The organism is Spiroplasma endosymbiont of Notiophilus biguttatus (assembly GCF_964030985.1).
Lineage (GTDB): Bacteria > Bacillota_I > Bacilli_A > Mycoplasmatales > VBWQ01 > Spiroplasma_E > Spiroplasma_E ixodetis_A.
On sequence record NZ_OZ034993.1, the window covers coordinates 1,200,062 to 1,221,341 of the forward strand.

Genomic DNA, 21,280 nt, shown 5'->3' on the forward strand with positions numbered 1-21,280 from the left:
TTATTTTAATAATAACAAAAAAATAAAAAGTTAACTAGTTATGCAGTAAGTCTAATGTCAAAATACACTAAATTATCATTTAAAAATCATCGTAATAAAGTAAATAATGAACAAATCACTAATATTGTTAATAGAAACTTTAATAATAGAATTAAAAATGAGGTGATTGTCAGTGATCTTAGTTATGTTGAAGTTAATGGTAAATGAAACTATATTTGCTTATTAATAGACCTATTTAACCGCGAAATTGTTGGACATAGTGTAGGTACTAAAAAAGATGCATCATTGGTATATCAAGCATTTATGCAATCAAATCGCTGTTTAAAAGATATGCAAATATTTCATAGCGATCGAGGTAACGAATTTAATAATAAAATTATTAACAAACTTTTATTAGCATTCAATATTACCCGCTCTTTAAGTAAAAAAGGTTGTCCTTATGACAATGCTGTTGCTGAAGCAACTTTTAAAACTTTCAAGACTGAATTTATTAATGACAAAAAATTTACATCATTAATACAGTTAAAATTAGAATTATTTGATTATATCAATTGATATAACAATATAAGAATCCACAGCACTTTAAACTACTTAACTCCCATTAAATATCAAGAAAAAATGTCTACCAAAAAATAGTCCTAAAAAGGGTTGCCATTTCAACGATTTAAGGTTATTTTTCCATTCTCAATAGTAGGAAAAGCATAACCACTACCCGGGCTTGCATATTGTACAAAATCAAGTGTATTTTGACCACTACTTATTACTCTATCATTTAAACTACTAAAAGTTAAAACTTGCATACTAAATGCACCATTATAAGGACTATAATAATTTGTTACATTTGAAATATATAATAATTGTCTATCTTGATTTTTACCACTATTACCACCAATATTTTCATTTTCATCATTAAATACACAAAAGAATTGTAAATAATCATCAATTGTAATATGTTCTTCAAACATTACTAAAGTATATTGTCTTTTAGTTTGTACTGTTTTAAATATTTGATTATTTGGTAAATTATTAAAATCTACACCACTTGTATCATCAATTAAATAAGCATTTCAATAATCACCAATTTTATATTGTTTTGTATAAAATTCATCTTGTCCTTTTACTTTATGTGTTTCTTGGTCAATAATTCCTTTATTTTTTTGATATATTTTTGTACTATTTTTTCAAATACATACAACTGGAGTATTACCAGTTAATATTAATTCATATTGCCCAAAATCACTTATCTTACTATTAATTGGTTTATAACCAGTTTCAGTTAAAGGTATAGCACCATTATTTATAATAAATGGAAATATTTTTCAATGTGATTGTCTTTTAATTAATATTTGTTGCATCTTTAATCTCATGTGAGCGTGTTTCATTAATTGTATTTGTTGATGTCTGCTCATTTTCATTACCTCCTAAATTTTTATTTAATTTTTGATTTTCATTAATAATATTTTCTAATTTATTTTCAGCCATTAATTGGTCAATATTATCATATTCACCAATTGCTTCAATTATTGTCATTGTGCCATTATTTAATCTTGAATTAATAATTTGGTCTTGTACTATTTGGTCAGTCATAGCAATTGGAATAAATTTAAAACTATAAGGTCTTTCTCCAATACCATTTCATAAATTTTCACTAATAAGTAATAAATCAAATATACGATAAAAATAAGCACTATAAAATGCTATTTTTATTTCGGTTGTTTCCATATCATATTTATTATTAAACATACTTTGTGTTTTATTAGTATAAACATCATTACCATGTTCATCATAATCATATCCAGCACCATTAAATATTACTTTAGCAGTATCATTATAATCTAATCAATATTCATTAAATTTAGGGTTACCTTGAATAATTTGCATACCACCATTACCATTTTTATCATATCCAGCACTACCAACATTAACAAACATATCTTTTTTAGGATTTTCAATAATATTACCATTTTCTTGCATTTCTTTAACTGTTTCATTAGACTTACTGCATAACGTTTTTAAGTTTTAATGATAAATTATAAAATCCTGCAATTAAATTAAATCTTAAAAATATTCGTTTTCTGGCTTTTCTAAATTTATAACCAATAATCTTAAAACATTTTAAAAATGCAAAAACATGTTCAATTTTTCTACGAGTTTTATTAATAATCTTATTAAAGATTTTGGTTTTATTTGTTTTAGGATTATTTTTGCTAATTTTAATGGGTAAAAATGTATTAGCATGAATTTTTTGTAAACCTTGATAACCTTTATCTGCAAGAATTATAGTTTCTGGTAAAAACTTTAACTTTGAATTCTTAAAAGTTTTAAAATCATGATTTTTACCAATATCAGAAAAAATATTTAAAATTTCATTAGTATTTGCATTAATTACGGTTTGAAACTTAACAGTATGCATTCATTTTTTACCAGAAAATCAATCTTTTTGGTTATATTTTGGTCGTTCTGTTTCTACCTCTGTTAGAACCTGTTTAGAATCTTTTTAATAAAATTGAAATAAAGGAAAGAACAACCATTTGTAAACTAGTATTTAATTTCTTTCACAATTTTTTCATAATCTTCTACATTTTTCTAATCAAGCAAAACTTCGCTCTACAACTCATCTTTTTGGTAATACTACAAAAGAATGTAATTTATTACGTTTTACAACTTCAACATTCGCATTTATAATTGTTTTGATTACAGAAGCAAATTTTCACCAGTATAACCAGCATCTACTATTATTTTTTGAACTGTAGAAAGATTTTCTTTTTCATTTTGAATCATTATTATAGCACTATTACGATCTTTTTTTCTGCTGTAGTTACGTAAATTGCATGTGGTAAACCTTGAGAATCAACAGCAATATGACGTTTTATTCCTGAAATCTTTTTACCAGCATCATAACCTTTGTGGATCGGCTACAATTTATTGGACACTAATTATGTAGACAAATAACAATATTTGTTAAAAGAAAGGAAATATAATTATGGCCAATATTACTTCATATACAGATGAATTTAAAAAACAAATAGTAGCTTTATATCAAAGTGGCAAATCAGTATCTTGTCTTGTTAAAGAGTACAATGTTACAAGAGCAGTTGCATATAAATGAATTAAGCAATTTACTAATTCGGGAAGTTTTAAAACTAAAGATAATCTTTCTGATTTAGAAAAACAATTAATTCAAATGAATAAAGAATTAAAACAATTACGAATGGAAAATGATATTTTAAAGCAAGCAGCACTAATAATAGGCAGAAAGTAGAGATTATTGCAAATAATAAATGAAAATATAAGATTCGCCCAATGTGTCGTTTTTTAAAAATTTCTAAATCAACATATTATTTTAATTTAAAGAAAAAAGAAGATAAAATCAAAAATAATATTTATGATCAAGCTGTTATTAGTGCTTTTAAAGAAAACAAATGTGTTTATGGAACAAGAAGATTAAAAGTCATACTAGAAAAACAAGAAATTTATTTATCAAGAAGAAAAATTAAAAAAATTATGGATAAACATAATTTAATGTCAAAATACACTAAATTATCATTTAAAAATCATCGTAATAAAGTAAATAATGAACAAATCACTAATATTGTTAATAGAAACTTTAATAATAGAATTAAAAATGAGGTGATTGTCAGTGATCTTAGTTATGTTGAAGTTAATGGTAAATGAAACTATATTTGCTTATTAATAGACCTATTTAACCGCGAAATTGTTGGACATAGTGTAGGTACTAAAAAAGATGCATCATTGGTATATCAAGCATTTATGCAATCAAATCGCTGTTTAAAAGATATGCAAATATTTCATAGCGATCGAGGTAACGAATTTAATAATAAAATTATTAACAAACTTTTATTAGCATTCAATATTACCCGCTCTTTAAGTAAAAAAGGTTGTCCTTATGACAATGCTGTTGCTGAAGCAACTTTTAAAACTTTCAAGACTGAATTTATTAATGACAAAAAATTTACATCATTAATACAGTTAAAATTAGAATTATTTGATTATATCAATTGATATAACAATATAAGAATCCACAGCACTTTAAACTACTTAACTCCCATTAAATATCAAGAAAAAATGTCTACCAAAAAATAGTCCTAAAAAGGGTTGCCATTTCACTTTGTTTTTAGTAGTATCTGTATTTTTAACACTTTGTGAATCAATTATACAAAAACTGGTTTTTTCTTTTCGATGATTATTGATACGAACTTTTCTAACTAATTTTTCAAAAAATTAATTGTCATATGCTAGGTTCTTTACCATTATTTTTACTTCAAATTTGAAAATAATAATATAGAGTTTGTCATTTTAGAAAATTTTTTGGTAACATTCTTCATTGACAACCACTTTTTAATACATATAAAACTGCACAAAATACTTCATATAAATCTAAATTTCTTGGTTTTGTTTTCTTTTTGACATTTTCTAAAATTAATCTTATGTTCTCAAATTGTTCTTTAGTGACATGACTTGGATAATTTTTATGCATATATACCTCTTATTTTAAAATATATAGTAATTTTACCTTATTCTCTAAAAGATTCTAAACAGGTTCTTACATCAATTATCAAAATTTTATTTTTTAATTCTTCTTTTTAAAAAAATATTTTTATTTGTTAAATTATTAAACTTATTATTCTTTATTAAAATATCTTCAATTGAACGAATATTTCGTAAAGCAGTAGTATCAACCATACCATACTCAGCACCAATACTATGATATGTACGATTTTCATATAAATATCTTAAACTCATTACTAGTCGATCTTCTATTAGACTTACTGCATAACGTTTTTAAGTTTTAATGATAAATTATAAAATCCTGCAATTAAATTAAATCTTAAAAATATTCGTTTTCTGGCTTTTCTAAATTTATAACCAATAATCTTAAAACATTTTAAAAATGCAAAAACATGTTCAATTTTTCTACGAGTTTTATTAATAATCTTATTAAAGATTTTGGTTTTATTTGTTTTAGGATTATTTTTGCTAATTTTAATGGGTAAAAATGTATTAGCATGAATTTTTTGTAAACCTTGATAACCTTTATCTGCAAGAATTATAGTTTCTGGTAAAAACTTTAACTTTGAATTCTTAAAAGTTTTAAAATCATGATTTTTACCAATATCAGAAAAAATATTTAAAATTTCATTAGTATTTGCATTAATTACGGTTTGAAACTTAACAGTATGCATTCATTTTTTACCAGAAAATCAATCTTTTTGGTTATATTTTGGTCGTTCTGTTTCTACCTCTGTTACATCAATTATCAAAATTTTATTTTTTAATTCTTCTTTTTAAAAAAATATTTTTATTTGTTAAATTATTAAACTTATTATTCTTTATTAAAATATCTTCAATTGAACGAATATTTCGTAAAGCAGTAGTATCAACCATACCATACTCAGCACCAATACTATGATATGTACGATTTTCATATAAATATCTTAAACTCATTACTAGTCGATCTTCTATTGACATTTTATATGGCCTTCCACCAATAGTAGTTTTGAGTTTTTGATGTTCTAATAAAATATTTAAAATTTCGTTAAAAACGAGTTTATTAATACCCACTATTTTACGAAAATATTGATCAGATTTATCTTTTAATTCAAAATATGTCATAAAGTTTATCCTTAACTATTCAAATTTTATTTTAATAATAACAAAAAAATAAAAAGTTAACTAGTTATGCAGTAAGTCTATTATCTAATGCTGCAAATAAAGTAGTAACATTTAATTCTCTTTCTAATCTTTTTTGTCTAATTACACGATTTAAATCTCAAATTAAATCTCATACTGGTGTACAATCTGGATAAGCATTTAAAGTTGTAGCATTACCATATAAATTAATAATTGGTAAATTAGTTATTTCAAAAATTGGTATATAATTAAATGGATTTTTAATTTCATAAGTTTTTAATGGAGTAATATTTGGTTTTAATTTTGTTTTTGTAGAACCTAAAATAATATCTTTATTATTATCTTTATATGTTTCATATTTAACTTTTCCATTTTGAATTGTTACTCAAGTTAAAGTTGCACTATCTGCTTGTTCATTAATAAAATAAAATTCTGCTGATTGTTCTTGTTCATTAGACTTACTGCATAACTAGTTAACTTTTTATTTTTTTGTTATTATTAAAATAAAATTTGAATAGTTAAGGATAAACTTTATGACATATTTTGAATTAAAAGATAAATCTGATCAATATTTTCGTAAAATAGTGGGTATTAATAAACTCGTTTTTAACGAAATTTTAAATATTTTATTAGAACATCAAAAACTCAAAACTACTATTGGTGGAAGGCCATATAAAATGTCAATAGAAGATCGACTAGTAATGAGTTTAAGATATTTATATGAAAATCGTACATATCATAGTATTGGTGCTGAGTATGGTATGGTTGATACTACTGCTTTACGAAATATTCGTTCAATTGAAGATATTTTAATAAAGAATAATAAGTTTAATAATTTAACAAATAAAAATATTTTTTTAAAAAGAAGAATTAAAAAATAAAATTTTGATAATTGATGTAACAGAGGTAGAAACAGAACGACCAAAATATAACCAAAAAGATTGATTTTCTGGTAAAAAATGAATGCATACTGTTAAGTTTCAAACCGTAATTAATGCAAATACTAATGAAATTTTAAATATTTTTTCTGATATTGGTAAAAATCATGATTTTAAAACTTTTAAGAATTCAAAGTTAAAGTTTTTACCAGAAACTATAATTCTTGCAGATAAAGGTTATCAAGGTTTACAAAAAATTCATGCTAATACATTTTTACCCATTAAAATTAGCAAAAATAATCCTAAAACAAATAAAACCAAAATCTTTAATAAGATTATTAATAAAACTCGTAGAAAAATTGAACATGTTTTTGCATTTTTAAAATGTTTTAAGATTATTGGTTATAAATTTAGAAAAGCCAGAAAACGAATATTTTTAAGATTTAATTTAATTGCAGGATTTTATAATTTATCATTAAAACTTAAAAACGTTATGCAGTAAGTCTAATTTATCATTAAAACTTAAAAACGTTATGCAGTAAGTCTATTATATTTAGCAACTCTACCACAAAAACTATTAGGTAATATTTTAAGTGATTTACTATTATCTTCATTAACTATAATCATAATAAATACTTTACCCATTAAACTATTTTGTAAACCAAATTTATAAAATTTTTCTAATCATTTATCTTTTAAATTCATTTCATTTAAATAATCTAATATTTCTTTTTTACTTGAATTAAATAAAAAACCTTTACCTAATCATAATTTAGTTGATTTTTGAGCAATAATCATAGGTATATCAATATATCAATTTGATTTATCACAACTTAAATATTCCATTGTATTTATCATAATTCATCACCATTAAATTTATTTTTATTAATTAATAATTTATTATTAATACCATTAATTAATCATTTCATTTCATGCATTAAAGCATACATATCACTATCTCAAGTATCATCATGTAAATCTAACATTTTAGGAGTATTATTATTACTATCTAATTTCTTTTTATCTAATCATTGCATTAAACTATATTGTCTTTTAGTTTCTGAACATTTTTCTCAATTAAAACTAATAATATTTTTAAGCATACAAATTGTTGTAAAATCAATTCTATCATTTAAATATAAAATTGATTTATCTACTGCTATAAATTTTAATCATGTTATATTACGTTTTTTAACTCAACTTTTTAAAACATCAATAAATACTAATCCACCATTACCATAATCAACATAACAAATAAAACCAAATAACATTGCTATATAACGTTTACTTTCATTTAAATAATAATTAATAATATCATTTGCTAATGTATCAGTATCTTTATATTGCATAGTAACATTACTATGATAAAATTCACTTTCTTTATGTGCTCTTCTTCCGTTTTCATTTTCACCAATAAATCATAATGAAGCAGCAGTTGGATGACCACTACTACTTGTTGCCATACCAATATCTAATCCACCAGTTAATCTTTGTACTTGAAAATCTAATTTAGTACCTACTTTATCTAAATATCTTGCAAATATAGCACCAGTAAGAATACTAGGTACCCCATAATATCAACTTTGTGCTTTAATAGGGTCTAATACTTTTAATTCTTCTAAATCATTAATCATATCTAATGTTAAATTATGAGAATTTACTTTTCAATTTGAATAATGAAATAATTTAAATATATTATTATCAAATACTGATTTAATTTGTTCATTATTTTCTTTCATAATTTCTAAATTAAAAGGTACTATTTTATTCATATATTCAATAAAATATTGATAAATATTATCTGGATTACAACTTTTTATTTTAATTCTTTTTTTAGCATTACCTAATGCAAATGTAATTGCTTGAAATTCTTGTTGACTAAATTCATTTGCTTCTTCACATCATTCAATTGCTAAATCAAAACCTTTAATTTCACTTCTAGAAAGCCCTTTTAAAGGTATTCTATCATTTGAATTACTATATACACCCATAACTCTAATAAATGATTTACTACCTTTAAATAGACTTACTGCATAACTAGTTAACTTTTTATTTTTTTGTTATTATTAAAATAAAATTTGAATAGTTAAGGATAAACTTTATGACATATTTTGAATTAAAAGATAAATCTGATCAATATTTTCGTAAAATAGTGGGTATTAATAAACTCGTTTTTAACGAAATTTTAAATATTTTATTAGAACATCAAAAACTCAAAACTACTATTGGTGAAAGGCCATATAAAATGTCAATAGAAGATCGACTAGTAATGAGTTTAAGATATTTATATGAAAATCGTACATATCATAGTATTGGTGCTGAGTATGGTATGGTTGATACTACTGCTTTACGAAATATTCGTTCAATTGAAGATATTTTAATAAAGAATAATAAGTTTAATAATTTAACAAATAAAAATATTTTTTTAAAAAGAAGAATTAAAAAATAAAATTTTGATAATTGATGTAACAGAGGTAGAAACAGAACGACCAAAATATAACCAAAAAGATTGATTTTCTGGTAAAAAATGAATGCATACTGTTAAGTTTCAAACCGTAATTAATGCAAATACTAATGAAATTTTAAATATTTTTTCTGATATTGGTAAAAATCATGATTTTAAAACTTTTAAGAATTCAAAGTTAAAGTTTTTACCAGAAACTATAATTCTTGCAGATAAAGGTTATCAAGGTTTACAAAAAATTCATGCTAATACATTTTTACCCATTAAAATTAGCAAAAATAATCCTAAAACAAATAAAACCAAAATCTTTAATAAGATTATTAATAAAACTCGTAGAAAAATTGAACATGTTTTTGCATTTTTAAAATGTTTTAAGATTATTGGTTATAAATTTAGAAAAGCCAGAAAACGAATATTTTTAAGATTTAATTTAATTGCAGGATTTTATAATTTATCATTAAAACTTAAAAACGTTATGCAGTAAGTCTAATCTAAAATCTGCTTGTTTATTTGGATATTTTAAAGTAAAATCTTTATAATCATTAAAATGAATTGTTATTAAAGCATTATATATTTCTTTAACTAAATCATTAATATCTTTATTTAATTTTCTAAAACAATAGATAGCAATTGATTTATTAACTTTAATTGATATTGCAAGTAATATTGCTAATTCTTCTGCAATACTATATGTTTTACTTGAATATCTACTTCCACTTAAATTATATTCACTATGAGTAAAATCATTTTTATTTAATAATCAATAACTAATTGCATGTAAATAAGTAAATTCTTTATTCATAATATTATTCCTGTAATTCTTCTAATTTTAAAAGTTGACCATATCTTGTAGGGTCACTAATAATAGCAATTGTATCATTCTGCATTTGTAAAGAAAGCATTATTCTACCATTAATATTATCTCAATCCAAAGTTTGAACCTCAGTATTTAACTCACCATATAAAAATTCTTCGGAATTTTACGCTTATTGGTTAACACTTAATTCTTAATAAATAATTTAATTATGATATTTTTAAATGTGATTTTTTCTTTACGGTTATTATATTTAAAACAAAATTCATTTAAATAAGATTGGAGTCATTTTTTTGAAACTCAATGAAATTGGCCGATAAAACCTCTTTTTAATATTGCTCAAAAACTTTCTATTGTATTTGTATGAATACCATTATAAGAAAAATATTTTTTGTGATTAACTTGTTCATATGGTAAAATTTTATTCATTAGACTTACTGCATAACTAGTTAACTTTTTATTTTTTTGTTATTATTAAAATAAAATTTGAATAGTTAAGGATAAACTTTATGACATATTTTGAATTAAAAGATAAATCTGATCAATATTTTCGTAAAATAGTGGGTATTAATAAACTCGTTTTTAACGAAATTTTAAATATTTTATTAGAACATCAAAAACTCAAAACTACTATTGGTGGAAGGCCATATAAAATGTCAATAGAAGATCGACTAGTAATGAGTTTAAGATATTTATATGAAAATCGTACATATCATAGTATTGGTGCTGAGTATGGTATGGTTGATACTACTGCTTTACGAAATATTCGTTCAATTGAAGATATTTTAATAAAGAATAATAAGTTTAATAATTTAACAAATAAAAATATTTTTTTAAAAAGAAGAATTAAAAAATAAAATTTTGATAATTGATGTAACAGAGGTAGAAACAGAACGACCAAAATATAACCAAAAAGATTGATTTTCTGGTAAAAAATGAATGCATACTGTTAAGTTTCAAACCGTAATTAATGCAAATACTAATGAAATTTTAAATATTTTTTCTGATATTGGTAAAAATCATGATTTTAAAACTTTTAAGAATTCAAAGTTAAAGTTTTTACCAGAAACTATAATTCTTGCAGATAAAGGTTATCAAGGTTTACAAAAAATTCATGCTAATACATTTTTACCCATTAAAATTAGCAAAAATAATCCTAAAACAAATAAAACCAAAATCTTTAATAAGATTATTAATAAAACTCGTAGAAAAATTGAACATGTTTTTGCATTTTTAAAATGTTTTAAGATTATTGGTTATAAATTTAGAAAAGCCAGAAAACGAATATTTTTAAGATTTAATTTAATTGCAGGATTTTATAATTTATCATTAAAACTTAAAAACGTTATGCAGTAAGTCTATTATGTTTTAATTCTTTTGCTAAATTAGATTGTTTTGATTTTTTAATTGATTTACCAAATAATAGAAATGCTAAAGTAATACATATTCCACTAGCAACTGCTCCTCCTATTACTGCTGATATTAATTCTATTGAAAAATTCATTTTTTATTCCTCCAATTGTATTTTATTTGAATGTTGTTTACATAAATGACATTCTTTTTTATGTTTTTTAATATTTTTATATTGATATATTAAATATGGACTTGTAATAATAATTGGTATTGTTATTAATATATATTTAATTAATTTTCCATAATTACCTAATTTAGTAATAATATTTAAACTAATATGACCAAACATAGGAAATAAAGTTAATATTAAATGGTCAGGTCAAGTAAAATTATATTCATTAGTATAATTTCCTATTCCCATTGATATTGGTATTTTAGGTATTAATCAAGGTGTTATTGTAAAAAATAATGTTATTAACATACCAAGACTATGACTAGTTATTTTTAAAATATTTGATATTAAAATTTTAATTTTATCAATATGAGTACTATTTTTATTAAATCAAATCTTATTTAATCTTTTATATTCTTTATTATCTTTACTTAATGGATTAATAGTATTTCATATACCAATTGGTTTAATTGGTTTATCTAATTCAATAATAATTACCACCTACTTTCATGTTTTATATTTACTTTTATTTTTATAAATTGAAATACCAATATTTTTATTTAAATTATTAGTTTTATGAAAAGTTAAATATTCTTTTCTTTCTACTCTTCATGCTCTACTACCTAATTCAGTTTTTGGCAAAGTTTTAAAATCTTTAAGTTTAAAAAATCCACGTTCTAATCTATTAATAAATGCAGTTGTTTTTAAAACATTAATATTAGTTGATTTAATAACGTTATAACGTTGTTTACCTTTACTAATACCTTTCTGTTCTTTAAGTTGTTTCTTTACATATAAACGTATTTGACTTGGTAAAAACCCTCTTAAAAAATATCTTCAAAATATTGTTCCAGCACCATTACCATTTTTACCTTTTTGAACTTTCATTAAATTTCAAGTTTCTTCTGGTACATTTGGATAAGTATATACACCATATCAACGTTTATTTTTAGATGTATCACTTTGAAATAAACCTTGTAATATTCCAACTTTTAATAATTTATTTGATTTATAAAATAAACCTTTTTTAAATCATGAACTTGATAATATTACTCAACCTTTATCATCTTTATTATCTTTTTCTATATCATTACTATTAATATCTTTTTTATCTTCTTTAAACAAATTATTAACTTTTTTTATAGGTTTAAATACTAATTTATCTAATTGTGATTTTAATTCCGTTAATTCACTAGGTTTTAAAATTGAAATAAGTTTTTTAATAATATTTGGATTAAAAGTTGAATATGGTTGGTTAATTTCTTCTTCACTAACATTTTCACTATCTAAAACTGATTTTAAACTTTGATTTTTACTATATAACTTTAATAAACTAATAATTGCAGTTCTAATATCATTAGTTTCTAATGCAGAATAGATAATTCTAATAATTAAAAGTAACATTATAAGCTCATGTGATTATAATCTCAATTTAATGAAGCATTATCATAATTTAATGGTACTTCACTCATATTATCACTACCATATTGACTAGTTGTTTCACTATTAATAGTAAATCTATTATTATTAATTAATCTTGCAGTTTCATTATTAAATGGTGTTTCTTGCATTTCTTCTACATGATTTGTAGTTTCCATAGGTAATAAATTATGGATTATTTCACTTGCACCGGCAATAATTGTAGGAATAGCAAAATAATTATTAAAATTATTATTAATACCCATAGCAACACCACTACTTATTAAACAACCACCAGTAGCCATATTTGCTATTTTACGTATAGTTTCAAATCTATTAGGAATTAATTCTAGAATTCCATTAATAAGATTTGAAATACCATAAGCATTTAAACTAATATATGTATCTCAATCCATTAATTTATTATTTTTTAATAATAAATCTGGAAATGGATTAGGATTTGGATTAATTGAAGAATTAGTAAATTTAGCATAATTTGATAATCCAATTGTTCCTAAACCTAATAAGATTTTTTTAGAACTATTAATTAATTTAGTTTTAGTATTTGGTCTTTGATTTAAATTTCATATATCTAAACCTAATTTTTTACCAAATAATAAACTATTAATTGAACCTAATACTGGATTTGCAATTACTTGACCATAATATGCACTTGTACCAATCATTGCTAATAATGGACTTATTGAAGAACGAATTACTTTTAATAAAGTATAATTATTTGATTGTATAGTGATGTCATTTGGCATTTTCATTTACTCCTTTTAATAAATTAGTTTGTTTTTCTATTTTAATAATTACTTTACCTTCACAATGAATATTATCTCCAACACATATAGCATAACTATCATGTACATCACTTACTATAAAATAATCATTTCTTAATTTAGGATATTCATCTAATAAAATTGCTCTAATATCATTACTTGTGGTTAAATCTTCTGGTTTAGCAGAATAAATAGTAATATGTGCTTTTTCATTAAAATATTTATATATAAATTCCATAATTATTTTTTAAGACTTACTGCATAACTAGTTAACTTTTTATTTTTTTGTTATTATTAAAATAAAATTTGAATAGTTAAGGATAAACTTTATGACATATTTTGAATTAAAAGATAAATCTGATCAATATTTTCGTAAAATAGTGGGTATTAATAAACTCGTTTTTAACGAAATTTTAAATATTTTATTAGAACATCAAAAACTCAAAACTACTATTGGTGGAAGGCCATATAAAATGTCAATAGAAGATCGACTAGTAATGAGTTTAAGATATTTATATGAAAATCGTACATATCATAGTATTGGTGCTGAGTATGGTATGGTTGATACTACTGCTTTACGAAATATTCGTTCAATTGAAGATATTTTAATAAAGAATAATAAGTTTAATAATTTAACAAATAAAAATATTTTTTTAAAAAGAAGAATTAAAAAATAAAATTTTGATAATTGATGTAACAGAGGTAGAAACAGAACGACCAAAATATAACCAAAAAGATTGATTTTCTGGTAAAAAATGAATGCATACTGTTAAGTTTCAAACCGTAATTAATGCAAATACTAATGAAATTTTAAATATTTTTTCTGATATTGGTAAAAATCATGATTTTAAAACTTTTAAGAATTCAAAGTTAAAGTTTTTACCAGAAACTATAATTCTTGCAGATAAAGGTTATCAAGGTTTACAAAAAATTCATGCTAATACATTTTTACCCATTAAAATTAGCAAAAATAATCCTAAAACAAATAAAACCAAAATCTTTAATAAGATTATTAATAAAACTCGTAGAAAAATTGAACATGTTTTTGCATTTTTAAAATGTTTTAAGATTATTGGTTATAAATTTAGAAAAGCCAGAAAACGAATATTTTTAAGATTTAATTTAATTGCAGGATTTTATAATTTATCATTAAAACTTAAAAACGTTATGCAGTAAGTCTTTAGTAAATTCTAATTTTACTGTTCCATAATAATCTTTATTATTACCAGAAATAGTAGCACTTGTTGATGTAATATTACTAAATGTTACTTTACCTTTTTCATAACCATTATTACCAATATTTACTATTACAGTTTCTAATTCATCATTAGTAGGAGTGGTTCCTGCCATAGTAATTTTTCCTAAATTTTTATAATAAATAACATCTTGTAAATCTAAAATATTCATATTATCATAATCAGTTGATTGATATGTTGCATTAATATTAGTTGCATCAACTTTATAATTTTTTGCTCTTGCTTCTTTAATTTCATCTACTGTTGGCATTTTTTCTTGAATTATATACATTAAATTAGGTCTTATTGCTGCTGGTAATGAATATAATACTTTACCAATAATACGAATATTATCTGTAGCATTATCTAATTTATTTCTTACTTTTGTAAATGAAATAGGCATACCTCACATATATCTGTTATAAACTACTCCAAATAAATTTAATAATTTATAATCTTTTTCTAAATGCATACCAGAAACAGTATCATGAATAAAATCTTGTTCTAAATAAAAACTTTCATAAAATTCCATTCCCATAATTTGATTTGTATATCTTTTACCAGTTGCTAAAGTAGACTTACTGCATAACGTTTTTAAGTTTTAATGATAAATTATAAAATCCTGCAATTAAATTAAATCTTAAAAATATTCGTTTTCTGGCTTTTCTAAATTTATAACCAATAATCTTAAAACATTTTAAAAATGCAAAAACATGTTCAATTTTTCTACGAGTTTTATTAATAATCTTATTAAAGATTTTGGTTTTATTTGTTTTAGGATTATTTTTGCTAATTTTAATGGGTAAAAATGTATTAGCATGAATTTTTTGTAAACCTTGATAACCTTTATCTGCAAGAATTATAGTTTCTGGTAAAAACTTTAACTTTGAATTCTTAAAAGTTTTAAAATCATGATTTTTACCAATATCAGAAAAAATATTTAAAATTTCATTAGTATTTGCATTAATTACGGTTTGAAACTTAACAGTATGCATTCATTTTTTACCAGAAAATCAATCTTTTTGGTTATATTTTGGTCGTTCTGTTTCTACCTCTGTTACATCAATTATCAAAATTTTATTTTTTAATTCTTCTTTTTAAAAAAATATTTTTATTTGTTAAATTATTAAACTTATTATTCTTTATTAAAATATCTTCAATTGAACGAATATTTCGTAAAGCAGTAGTATCAACCATACCATACTCAGCACCAATACTATGATATGTACGATTTTCATATAAATATCTTAAACTCATTACTAGTCGATCTTCTATTGACATTTTATATGGCCTTCCACCAATAGTAGTTTTGAGTTTTTGATGTTCTAATAAAATATTTAAAATTTCGTTAAAAACGAGTTTATTAATACCCACTATTTTACGAAAATATTGATCAGATTTATCTTTTAATTCAAAATATGTCATAAAGTTTATCCTTAACTATTCAAATTTTATTTTAATAATAACAAAAAAATAAAAAGTTAACTAGTTATGCAGTAAGTCTAGTATTAGCTGCAATTTGACCATAATTTAATAATGTAAATGCTTTTGCAAGATTAAAACTACTATCAATACCACAAGCACCAGTTAAATCTACTTTATTAATACCAACTGTAATATCATCTACTTTTTTAATTAATTTATTATTTTTTTCTCCAATTGTATAATAAGCATTTAATGCTTGTTCTTTAGTCATATTATTTAAATTTAAAGGTAATACTAATGATTTAGCAATTGCATAATCTTTTGTACCTTGTAAAAATATTAATTCAAAATTTTCTCTTAAATTTCTCATAAATGAACTTGTTCAATTTGAAACAATTTGTGTTGCTATATTTGCTGGTGAAGTCATAAATCTTTCAATATCAAATTCTGGAATATTAAAATCAATTGTTAATTCTTTATCAATAATTAATGTTGTTGTTTTAACTATTCCTTTTTGTCTTTTAGTACCAGTAAATTCATCTCATGTAGAACCTCATAATACACGAACAGTTGCTCTATAAATTGCCATTGCTACACCACTAATATTTGCTATTTGGTCAGCAGTAACAGTATTTCTCATAAATAAAGTACTTAATTCAGCAGTTAATTCACCACGAACTTGTGCTTCAAGTACACTTAAAACAGCATTTTCAGTAGGAGAATTACCACCAATAATAAATGCTTTAGGTATTTGTGGAATTGCCATTTTATCCTCTTTCTATTTAATAGATTGAAGTGCATTTCCTCTTGCTAAATTTACAAGTTTTTCTAATTCATTAACATCAGTAATACCTGTAGTTTTTGCTTTTTCATTTAATTTTCTTTCTAATTCTTCTGGATTAATACTATTTGTATGTAAATCTAAAAGAGTTTTAGGATTAAAATTATTTGAATTAAATTTATTTTCTTGTTTAATAGGTTCTGTTTTATCAATAAGAAATTCTTTATAATCTTCATTTATTTTATTAAATGCTTCTTGTTTAGATAAAGATTTATAATTATCAGTACTCATTAAATTTTTAATTAAATTTACTTTTTTAGTATCTTTAATATTTGAAAATAATTGTTGCTCTTCAAAACTATTAATTTTATTTTCATAGTCTTTTATTTTAGTTTCATATTCACTTAATTTAGGTTCTAATTCTTTTTTAAGAAATTCATCTTTTGCTTGAGCATATACAACATTTCTTTGTTGTTTTAAAGTTTCTTGTAATTCTTCAAAAGTATAAGTTTCTTTTTTTTCTTTAACTTCAAAATTAGACATAAAAATACTCCCTTGTTTAATAATCGCTTTTTTGATAATCCCTTGTAACTTATGTTAATAAATAACATAATTGCTTATTATAATTATATCATTTTTAACGTTTAAAATAAAGAAAAAAACCTATATTTACTATAGGTTTCTAATCATTATTTTCTATTTTTCTAGGTTCACAAATATTAATAATTATATTATTTTTAGTGGTATTATCTTGATAATTTTCTTGTAAATCATCAAATTCTTCTGGATGACATTTTCTTAAATATTCTCATTGATACTTTGGGTCTTGCATAGTACTTCTTAATAAATAATTAGCAATTTTTTGACATGCTTTATCATAATCTTTTAAAAATTTTTGTTGTCATTTTGTCTGGTAGCGTCGGCAATCAAATATATATTTTCTATCAATTCCTAATGCTAAATTTAAACCAGTTTTTGTCATTCTAGTTGGAACATTTTTATTATCTCTAAAATATTCATTTATTTTTTCTTTATAATTTCCTAATTCTTTTCTTTTTGCTAGCATATTAATCACCTTATTTTAAAACATATATATATTTAATTATATCATTTTACAATTATCATATTTCCAAACTTTTTTTCTAAAATTACTATAATGAAAATTATAAATTAAGAAAGGAAATAATATTATGAATTTTCTTAATAATGAACTTAATTATGATGAACTTGATAATCAAATTAAAAATAATGGTTTAAATTATTTTACAAATCTATTAAAAGCATATGATGATTTTTGATATCAAAATATATATGATAAAACTAAATATAAATATGTTAAAACTGCAAAAAGAAATCCAAATACTCAATATGGTAAAATAAATAATTTTTATCGTAGAGGTTATTTAATATTAGAAACTAATAAATATTATTATCCTTTAGATAATTATATAAAAATTAAAAAAAGAAAAAGAACACTTACAAGTTTAGAACATACAATAATAAAAAATTCAGGTAATGGTAAAAGACAATCTGATGTACAAGATATAATAAAAAATAGTAATTTTTCTAAAACATATATGACTAATGTAATGAAAAATGCAGTAATAGGAATTGAAGAAATAAAAGAGAAAAAAGTAGTTTTACCAAATGAAAAATTATTTGTAAATATGGATGATTGTTTTATATCTTCATTATTTGAAAATAAAAAACAAAAAAATCGTATTCGTACAATTAGTGCAAATAAAGGTAAAGATTTAGAAAAATCTACTAAAAGTAGAAATGTTTTAAAAGATAAAAAAATTACTTATATGAAAACTAAAAATGGTCAAAGAATTAAAAGACAAGAATTAATTGATAAAATTTATGAATTTCTTGATTTACAATATATTTATACTAAAAGTAGTTTAGTATTTATTGGTGATGGTGCACCTTGAATTAAAACTACTGCTAAAAAAGAAAATATTCCTTATGTAATTGATAGACATCATGCATTTAAAGCACTTAAAAAAGGATTTATTTTTAATAGAAAAGTAGATAATAAAAAATTAACAAATGCATATGATTTATTTGTTAATGGTGAATATTATCAATTATTAGATTTTTTAAAAGAAAATAATATTAATGAAGAAGTATATAAATATTTTAAAAATAATAAAGAGGGTGTTATAAATCAAAAAGAAAATTGAAATCAAGGAGTTTGTGCTGAAAGTGATGTATCACATTTAGTTAAATCTTTAAAAGGATATGGTGCTAAAATTTATAATGATAAAGTACTTGATAATATGCTTATTATTAATTCAGCAATAATTAATAAATTAAATCTTTTACTTTAATATTTTAAAAACTTAATAAATCTTAAACCTAAATAGTTAGGAATTTTTAGTTTAGATAATTTTAAAATAATATTCTAAAATACTTGATTATATCTATAAAAAGGTATATAATAAAACCAACAATTAATAATTTAAAGTTGTCTTTTATTTAAAGAAAATTAAATTATAACTATTAACTTTACTCACCCTAAAATTACATTGTTTAGCACTCGCTAATTCTATTTGATTAACCACATTTAACACAGTTTTGGCATTTTCACTTTTGTTTATTTTTCAGCCAACAATTGAATTACTGTACATATCAGTAGCAAAAACAACTAATAATTTTGTTTTTTTATCACCAATAATTATATTTTTAAATCATGTGCCATCCATACCAACTTTTTTAAGAAAGTTATTACTTGAAAAATTACGTTTTAATAAATCTTTATTATTTTTTAAATCACTATTTTCTACTACTCTATTTGTTGATTTAGGTTCTAATAATAATTTAATATTATTATCTTTTAATATTTGTTTTATGCTTGTTTTACTGCATTTAAGACCTTTATTTTTTATTTTTAACTCTAATCTTACTTTTTCAAAACTAGTGATATTAATGTACTTTTTTTCATTTTTAATGAGAACTATTTTGTTTATTGCTTGTATCAAATTATCATTAATTTTTGATTGATATTGCTTTTTACCTTTTTTTACTCATAAATAGTATGCTGTTTTGCTAATAGCTATGTAAACAATAATTTTATTTAATTGATGACCTTTTTGCTTATATTTTTCTACTATTAAAAAACACTTATATTTTAATAATTTACTATTTTTCCCCTTGTTAATTTCTTTTCACAGGCTAATTGCTCCTTTAAAAGTTCTTTTTCAACCTCATCTTTTAAAGCTTGTTTTCTAAGTTTATCAATTTCTTTGTTTAATAGTTTAATTTCAATATCTTTCTTATCGATCCTGTGAGAAGTTTGGGATTTAGAAATTTTGGTGAATGCATTTTCACCTTTAATTTGATATTGGTTAACCCAATTATAAATTAATACTGGAGTTGATAATTTATATTTGACTTGAATTTCATGTATTTTTAGTTTTTTATCAACTAAATACTCATTAACAACGGCTAATTTTGTTTCTTTTGAATAAACTTTATAATTCATAATTTCTCCTTCTGTATTAATTATTTTTAATTAGACTTACTGCATAACGTTTTTAAGTTTTAATGATAAATTATAAAATCCTGTAATTAAATTAAATCTTAAAAATATTCGTTTTCTGGCTTTTCTAAATTTATAACCAATAATCTTAAAACATTTTAAAAATGCAAAAACATGTTCAATTTTTCTACGAGTTTTATTAATAAGACTTACTGCATAACTAGTTAACTTTTTATTTTTTTGTTATTATTAAAATAAAATTTGAATAGTTAACTAGTTATGCAGTAAGTCTATTATATTACAGATTGAAAATATTAATTGGTAAACTTAAGTGACTGATGCCGTTTTGCTGATTAGAAAATGTAGAAGATTATGAAAAAATTGTGAAAGAAAATTAAATACTAGTTTACAAATGGTTGTTCTTTCCTTTATTTCAATTTTATTAAAAAGATTCTAAACAGGTTCTAAAATTTTAACTTGCTTAACATTAAATGCTCTTTTATCCTGATATAGAAGTATTTACATAAAGTACTCACTATTAGACTTCTACGACAATTTTATGAAGTTTTAATCTTTTAACAAAAAAAGAACGATAGTTATATCGTTCTTTTTTATCCAATTATGAATCTAAGGGTTAAAGTGATGCGCCCTTTGACAACCGCCCATTTTCCATTTTTTTCTAAGTTAATTTTACATGATTAAAAATAATCTATTGACATTTTACTTTTATTAGAATAGAAATTTAGATAAACAATTAGTTGTATAAATTACTGATGTATTTTTTTATTTTTGAAAATTAACTATCTTAAACATTAAAA

At 22.0% G+C, this 21,280-nt stretch carries 35 protein-coding genes and 3 pseudogenes; 12 read left to right on the plus strand and 26 right to left on the minus strand.

Annotated elements, in window-relative coordinates; genetic code table 4:
- The first annotated feature begins 54 nt into the window (after positions 1-54).
- On the plus strand, positions 55-636 hold the full coding sequence (locus tag AAHM85_RS07215) for an IS3 family transposase (protein ID WP_342261401.1): 582 nt from the start codon (positions 55-57) through the stop codon (positions 634-636).
- A gap of 2 nt (positions 637-638) precedes the next feature.
- On the opposite strand, the gene AAHM85_RS07220 is transcribed toward AAHM85_RS07215, so the two are convergent.
- The 4 genes and pseudogenes from AAHM85_RS07220 to AAHM85_RS07235 all read right to left on the minus strand — a co-directional run.
- Positions 639-1,409, minus strand: coding sequence for a hypothetical protein (locus tag AAHM85_RS07220; protein ID WP_342261402.1), 771 nt, complete (start codon positions 1,407-1,409; stop codon positions 639-641).
- On the minus strand, positions 1,336-1,974 hold the full coding sequence (locus AAHM85_RS07225) for a hypothetical protein (RefSeq protein ID WP_342261403.1): 639 nt from the start codon (positions 1,972-1,974) through the stop codon (positions 1,336-1,338). The genes AAHM85_RS07220 and AAHM85_RS07225 overlap by 74 nt, the downstream gene beginning before the upstream one ends.
- Before the next feature lie 22 nt (positions 1,975-1,996).
- A complete protein-coding gene (locus AAHM85_RS07230; RefSeq protein WP_342261542.1) occupies positions 1,997-2,413 on the minus strand; it encodes a transposase family protein in 417 nt (138 codons plus the stop codon).
- 73 nt (positions 2,414-2,486) lie between these two features.
- Positions 2,487-2,906 (minus strand): annotated as a pseudogene (locus AAHM85_RS07235) (IS5 family transposase); the annotation flags it as partial.
- 77 nt (positions 2,907-2,983) lie between these two features.
- Here AAHM85_RS07235 and AAHM85_RS07240 point away from each other — a divergent pair.
- A protein-coding gene (locus AAHM85_RS07240; RefSeq protein WP_425289706.1) for an IS3 family transposase occupies positions 2,984-4,104 on the plus strand; the annotation gives its coding sequence in 2 pieces (ribosomal slippage) (positions 2,984-3,227 and positions 3,227-4,104; 1,122 coding nt in all).
- Between the two features lie 171 nt (positions 4,105-4,275).
- On the opposite strand, the pseudogene AAHM85_RS07245 reads toward AAHM85_RS07240, so the two are convergent.
- The 4 genes and pseudogenes from AAHM85_RS07245 to AAHM85_RS07260 all read right to left on the minus strand — a co-directional run.
- Positions 4,276-4,498 (minus strand): annotated as a pseudogene (locus AAHM85_RS07245) (transposase); the annotation flags it as partial.
- Between the two features lie 86 nt (positions 4,499-4,584).
- A complete protein-coding gene (locus AAHM85_RS07250; protein WP_342261702.1) occupies positions 4,585-4,782 on the minus strand; it encodes a transposase family protein in 198 nt (65 codons plus the stop codon).
- 5 nt (positions 4,783-4,787) lie between these two features.
- A complete protein-coding gene (locus AAHM85_RS07255; protein WP_342260487.1) occupies positions 4,788-5,282 on the minus strand; it encodes a transposase family protein in 495 nt (164 codons plus the stop codon).
- A 4-nt stretch (positions 5,283-5,286) separates the two neighbouring features.
- The gene (locus AAHM85_RS07260; protein WP_342260488.1) at positions 5,287-5,634 is read right to left on the minus strand and encodes a transposase family protein; all 348 of its coding nucleotides are present in this window, start codon (positions 5,632-5,634) and stop codon (positions 5,287-5,289) included.
- 551 nt (positions 5,635-6,185) lie between these two features.
- On the opposite strand from AAHM85_RS07260, the gene AAHM85_RS07265 reads away from it, so the two are divergent.
- Together AAHM85_RS07265 and AAHM85_RS07270 are read left to right on the plus strand one after the other, a co-directional pair.
- The gene (locus AAHM85_RS07265; protein WP_342260488.1) at positions 6,186-6,533 is read left to right on the plus strand and encodes a transposase family protein; all 348 of its coding nucleotides are present in this window, start codon (positions 6,186-6,188) and stop codon (positions 6,531-6,533) included.
- A 4-nt stretch (positions 6,534-6,537) separates the two neighbouring features.
- The gene (locus tag AAHM85_RS07270; protein ID WP_342260487.1) at positions 6,538-7,032 is read left to right on the plus strand and encodes a transposase family protein; all 495 of its coding nucleotides are present in this window, start codon (positions 6,538-6,540) and stop codon (positions 7,030-7,032) included.
- A gap of 29 nt (positions 7,033-7,061) precedes the next feature.
- On the opposite strand, the gene AAHM85_RS07275 is transcribed toward AAHM85_RS07270, so the two are convergent.
- Entirely contained in the window at positions 7,062-7,388 is a 327-nt protein-coding gene (locus AAHM85_RS07275; RefSeq protein ID WP_342260810.1) for a hypothetical protein, read from the minus strand.
- Positions 7,382-8,521, minus strand: coding sequence for a hypothetical protein (locus tag AAHM85_RS07280; RefSeq protein WP_342261405.1), 1,140 nt, complete (start codon positions 8,519-8,521; stop codon positions 7,382-7,384). The genes AAHM85_RS07275 and AAHM85_RS07280 overlap by 7 nt, the downstream gene beginning before the upstream one ends.
- Positions 8,522-8,631: 110 nt before the next feature.
- Here AAHM85_RS07280 and AAHM85_RS07285 point away from each other — a divergent pair, with 110 nt between their 5' ends.
- Positions 8,632-8,979, plus strand: a complete 348-nt coding sequence (locus tag AAHM85_RS07285; protein ID WP_342261543.1) for a transposase family protein — start codon at positions 8,632-8,634, stop codon at positions 8,977-8,979.
- 4 nt (positions 8,980-8,983) lie between these two features.
- On the plus strand, positions 8,984-9,478 hold the full coding sequence (locus AAHM85_RS07290) for a transposase family protein (RefSeq protein WP_342260487.1): 495 nt from the start codon (positions 8,984-8,986) through the stop codon (positions 9,476-9,478).
- On the opposite strand, the gene AAHM85_RS07295 is transcribed toward AAHM85_RS07290, so the two are convergent.
- The 3 genes from AAHM85_RS07295 to AAHM85_RS07305 all read right to left on the minus strand — a co-directional run bounded on the left by AAHM85_RS07295 (position 9,452) and on the right by AAHM85_RS07305 (position 10,237).
- Positions 9,452-9,796, minus strand: coding sequence for a hypothetical protein (locus AAHM85_RS07295; RefSeq protein ID WP_342261544.1), 345 nt, complete (start codon positions 9,794-9,796; stop codon positions 9,452-9,454). The genes AAHM85_RS07290 and AAHM85_RS07295 overlap by 27 nt on opposite strands.
- A 4-nt stretch (positions 9,797-9,800) precedes the next feature.
- Entirely contained in the window at positions 9,801-9,926 is a 126-nt protein-coding gene (locus tag AAHM85_RS07300) for a hypothetical protein (RefSeq protein WP_342260812.1), read from the minus strand.
- A gap of 68 nt (positions 9,927-9,994) precedes the next feature.
- Positions 9,995-10,237, minus strand: a complete 243-nt coding sequence (locus tag AAHM85_RS07305; protein WP_342260813.1) for a transposase — start codon at positions 10,235-10,237, stop codon at positions 9,995-9,997.
- Between the two features lie 80 nt (positions 10,238-10,317).
- Between AAHM85_RS07305 and AAHM85_RS07310 the strand changes: the two genes are divergently transcribed.
- Positions 10,318-10,665, plus strand: a complete 348-nt coding sequence (locus AAHM85_RS07310; RefSeq protein WP_342260488.1) for a transposase family protein — start codon at positions 10,318-10,320, stop codon at positions 10,663-10,665.
- A 4-nt stretch (positions 10,666-10,669) separates the two neighbouring features.
- On the plus strand, positions 10,670-11,164 hold the full coding sequence (locus tag AAHM85_RS07315) for a transposase family protein (protein ID WP_342260487.1): 495 nt from the start codon (positions 10,670-10,672) through the stop codon (positions 11,162-11,164).
- On the opposite strand, the gene AAHM85_RS07320 is transcribed toward AAHM85_RS07315, so the two are convergent.
- The 5 genes from AAHM85_RS07320 to AAHM85_RS07340 are packed head-to-tail and all read right to left on the minus strand — an operon-like array spanning position 11,154 to position 13,775.
- Complete coding sequence (locus AAHM85_RS07320) at positions 11,154-11,312, minus strand: hypothetical protein (protein ID WP_342260814.1); 159 nt, start codon at positions 11,310-11,312, stop codon at positions 11,154-11,156. The two genes, AAHM85_RS07315 and AAHM85_RS07320, sit on opposite strands and share 11 nt — an antisense overlap.
- A 3-nt stretch (positions 11,313-11,315) precedes the next feature.
- Entirely contained in the window at positions 11,316-11,834 is a 519-nt protein-coding gene (locus AAHM85_RS07325) for a hypothetical protein (protein WP_342260815.1), read from the minus strand.
- Complete coding sequence (locus tag AAHM85_RS07330) at positions 11,835-12,737, minus strand: hypothetical protein (RefSeq protein WP_342261545.1); 903 nt, start codon at positions 12,735-12,737, stop codon at positions 11,835-11,837.
- Positions 12,737-13,519: a hypothetical protein gene (locus tag AAHM85_RS07335; protein WP_342261546.1), complete on the minus strand. Its 783-nt coding sequence runs from the start codon at positions 13,517-13,519 to the stop codon at positions 12,737-12,739. Before AAHM85_RS07335 ends, AAHM85_RS07330 begins: the two co-directional genes overlap by 1 nt.
- On the minus strand, positions 13,488-13,775 hold the full coding sequence (locus AAHM85_RS07340) for a hypothetical protein (RefSeq protein WP_342260819.1): 288 nt from the start codon (positions 13,773-13,775) through the stop codon (positions 13,488-13,490). The genes AAHM85_RS07335 and AAHM85_RS07340 overlap by 32 nt, the downstream gene beginning before the upstream one ends.
- Before the next feature lie 91 nt (positions 13,776-13,866).
- Between AAHM85_RS07340 and AAHM85_RS07345 the strand changes: the two genes are divergently transcribed.
- Both AAHM85_RS07345 and AAHM85_RS07350 read left to right on the plus strand, forming a co-directional pair.
- A complete protein-coding gene (locus AAHM85_RS07345) occupies positions 13,867-14,214 on the plus strand; it encodes a transposase family protein (protein ID WP_342260488.1) in 348 nt (115 codons plus the stop codon).
- Between the two features lie 4 nt (positions 14,215-14,218).
- Positions 14,219-14,713 (plus strand): transposase family protein, encoded by a 495-nt coding sequence (locus tag AAHM85_RS07350; RefSeq protein ID WP_342260487.1) that lies wholly within the window; start codon positions 14,219-14,221, stop codon positions 14,711-14,713.
- On the opposite strand, the gene AAHM85_RS07355 is transcribed toward AAHM85_RS07350, so the two are convergent.
- The 6 genes from AAHM85_RS07355 to AAHM85_RS07380 all read right to left on the minus strand — a co-directional run bounded on the left by AAHM85_RS07355 (position 14,687) and on the right by AAHM85_RS07380 (position 18,044).
- Complete coding sequence (locus AAHM85_RS07355; RefSeq protein WP_342260820.1) at positions 14,687-15,310, minus strand: hypothetical protein; 624 nt, start codon at positions 15,308-15,310, stop codon at positions 14,687-14,689. The two genes, AAHM85_RS07350 and AAHM85_RS07355, sit on opposite strands and share 27 nt — an antisense overlap.
- Positions 15,311-15,350: 40 nt before the next feature.
- Positions 15,351-15,845 carry a transposase family protein gene (locus AAHM85_RS07360; RefSeq protein WP_342260487.1) on the minus strand — a complete coding sequence of 165 codons (495 nt, stop codon included), beginning with the start codon at positions 15,843-15,845 and terminating at the stop codon, positions 15,351-15,353.
- Between the two features lie 4 nt (positions 15,846-15,849).
- Entirely contained in the window at positions 15,850-16,197 is a 348-nt protein-coding gene (locus AAHM85_RS07365) for a transposase family protein (protein ID WP_342260488.1), read from the minus strand.
- A gap of 64 nt (positions 16,198-16,261) precedes the next feature.
- Positions 16,262-16,963 carry a hypothetical protein gene (locus AAHM85_RS07370; RefSeq protein ID WP_342261547.1) on the minus strand — a complete coding sequence of 234 codons (702 nt, stop codon included), beginning with the start codon at positions 16,961-16,963 and terminating at the stop codon, positions 16,262-16,264.
- A gap of 12 nt (positions 16,964-16,975) precedes the next feature.
- Positions 16,976-17,521, minus strand: coding sequence for a hypothetical protein (locus AAHM85_RS07375; protein WP_342261548.1), 546 nt, complete (start codon positions 17,519-17,521; stop codon positions 16,976-16,978).
- A gap of 139 nt (positions 17,522-17,660) precedes the next feature.
- Entirely contained in the window at positions 17,661-18,044 is a 384-nt protein-coding gene (locus AAHM85_RS07380) for a hypothetical protein (protein WP_342261549.1), read from the minus strand.
- A 124-nt stretch (positions 18,045-18,168) separates the two neighbouring features.
- Here AAHM85_RS07380 and AAHM85_RS07385 point away from each other — a divergent pair, with 124 nt between their 5' ends.
- A complete protein-coding gene (locus AAHM85_RS07385; protein ID WP_342261550.1) occupies positions 18,169-19,311 on the plus strand; it encodes an Mbov_0401 family ICE element transposase-like protein in 1,143 nt (380 codons plus the stop codon).
- Positions 19,312-19,455: 144 nt separating this feature from the next.
- Here AAHM85_RS07385 and AAHM85_RS07390 read toward each other — a convergent pair whose 3' ends face one another.
- Both AAHM85_RS07390 and AAHM85_RS07395 read right to left on the minus strand, forming a co-directional pair.
- Positions 19,456-19,962 (minus strand): hypothetical protein, encoded by a 507-nt coding sequence (locus AAHM85_RS07390; RefSeq protein WP_342261551.1) that lies wholly within the window; start codon positions 19,960-19,962, stop codon positions 19,456-19,458.
- 149 nt (positions 19,963-20,111) lie between these two features.
- Positions 20,112-20,465, minus strand: a complete 354-nt coding sequence (locus tag AAHM85_RS07395) for a transposase (RefSeq protein WP_342260595.1) — start codon at positions 20,463-20,465, stop codon at positions 20,112-20,114.
- A 349-nt stretch (positions 20,466-20,814) separates the two neighbouring features.
- On the opposite strand from AAHM85_RS07395, the pseudogene AAHM85_RS07400 reads away from it, so the two are divergent.
- Positions 20,815-20,919 (plus strand): annotated as a pseudogene (locus AAHM85_RS07400) (IS5/IS1182 family transposase); the annotation flags it as partial.
- Positions 20,920-21,280: the final 361 nt, after the last annotated feature.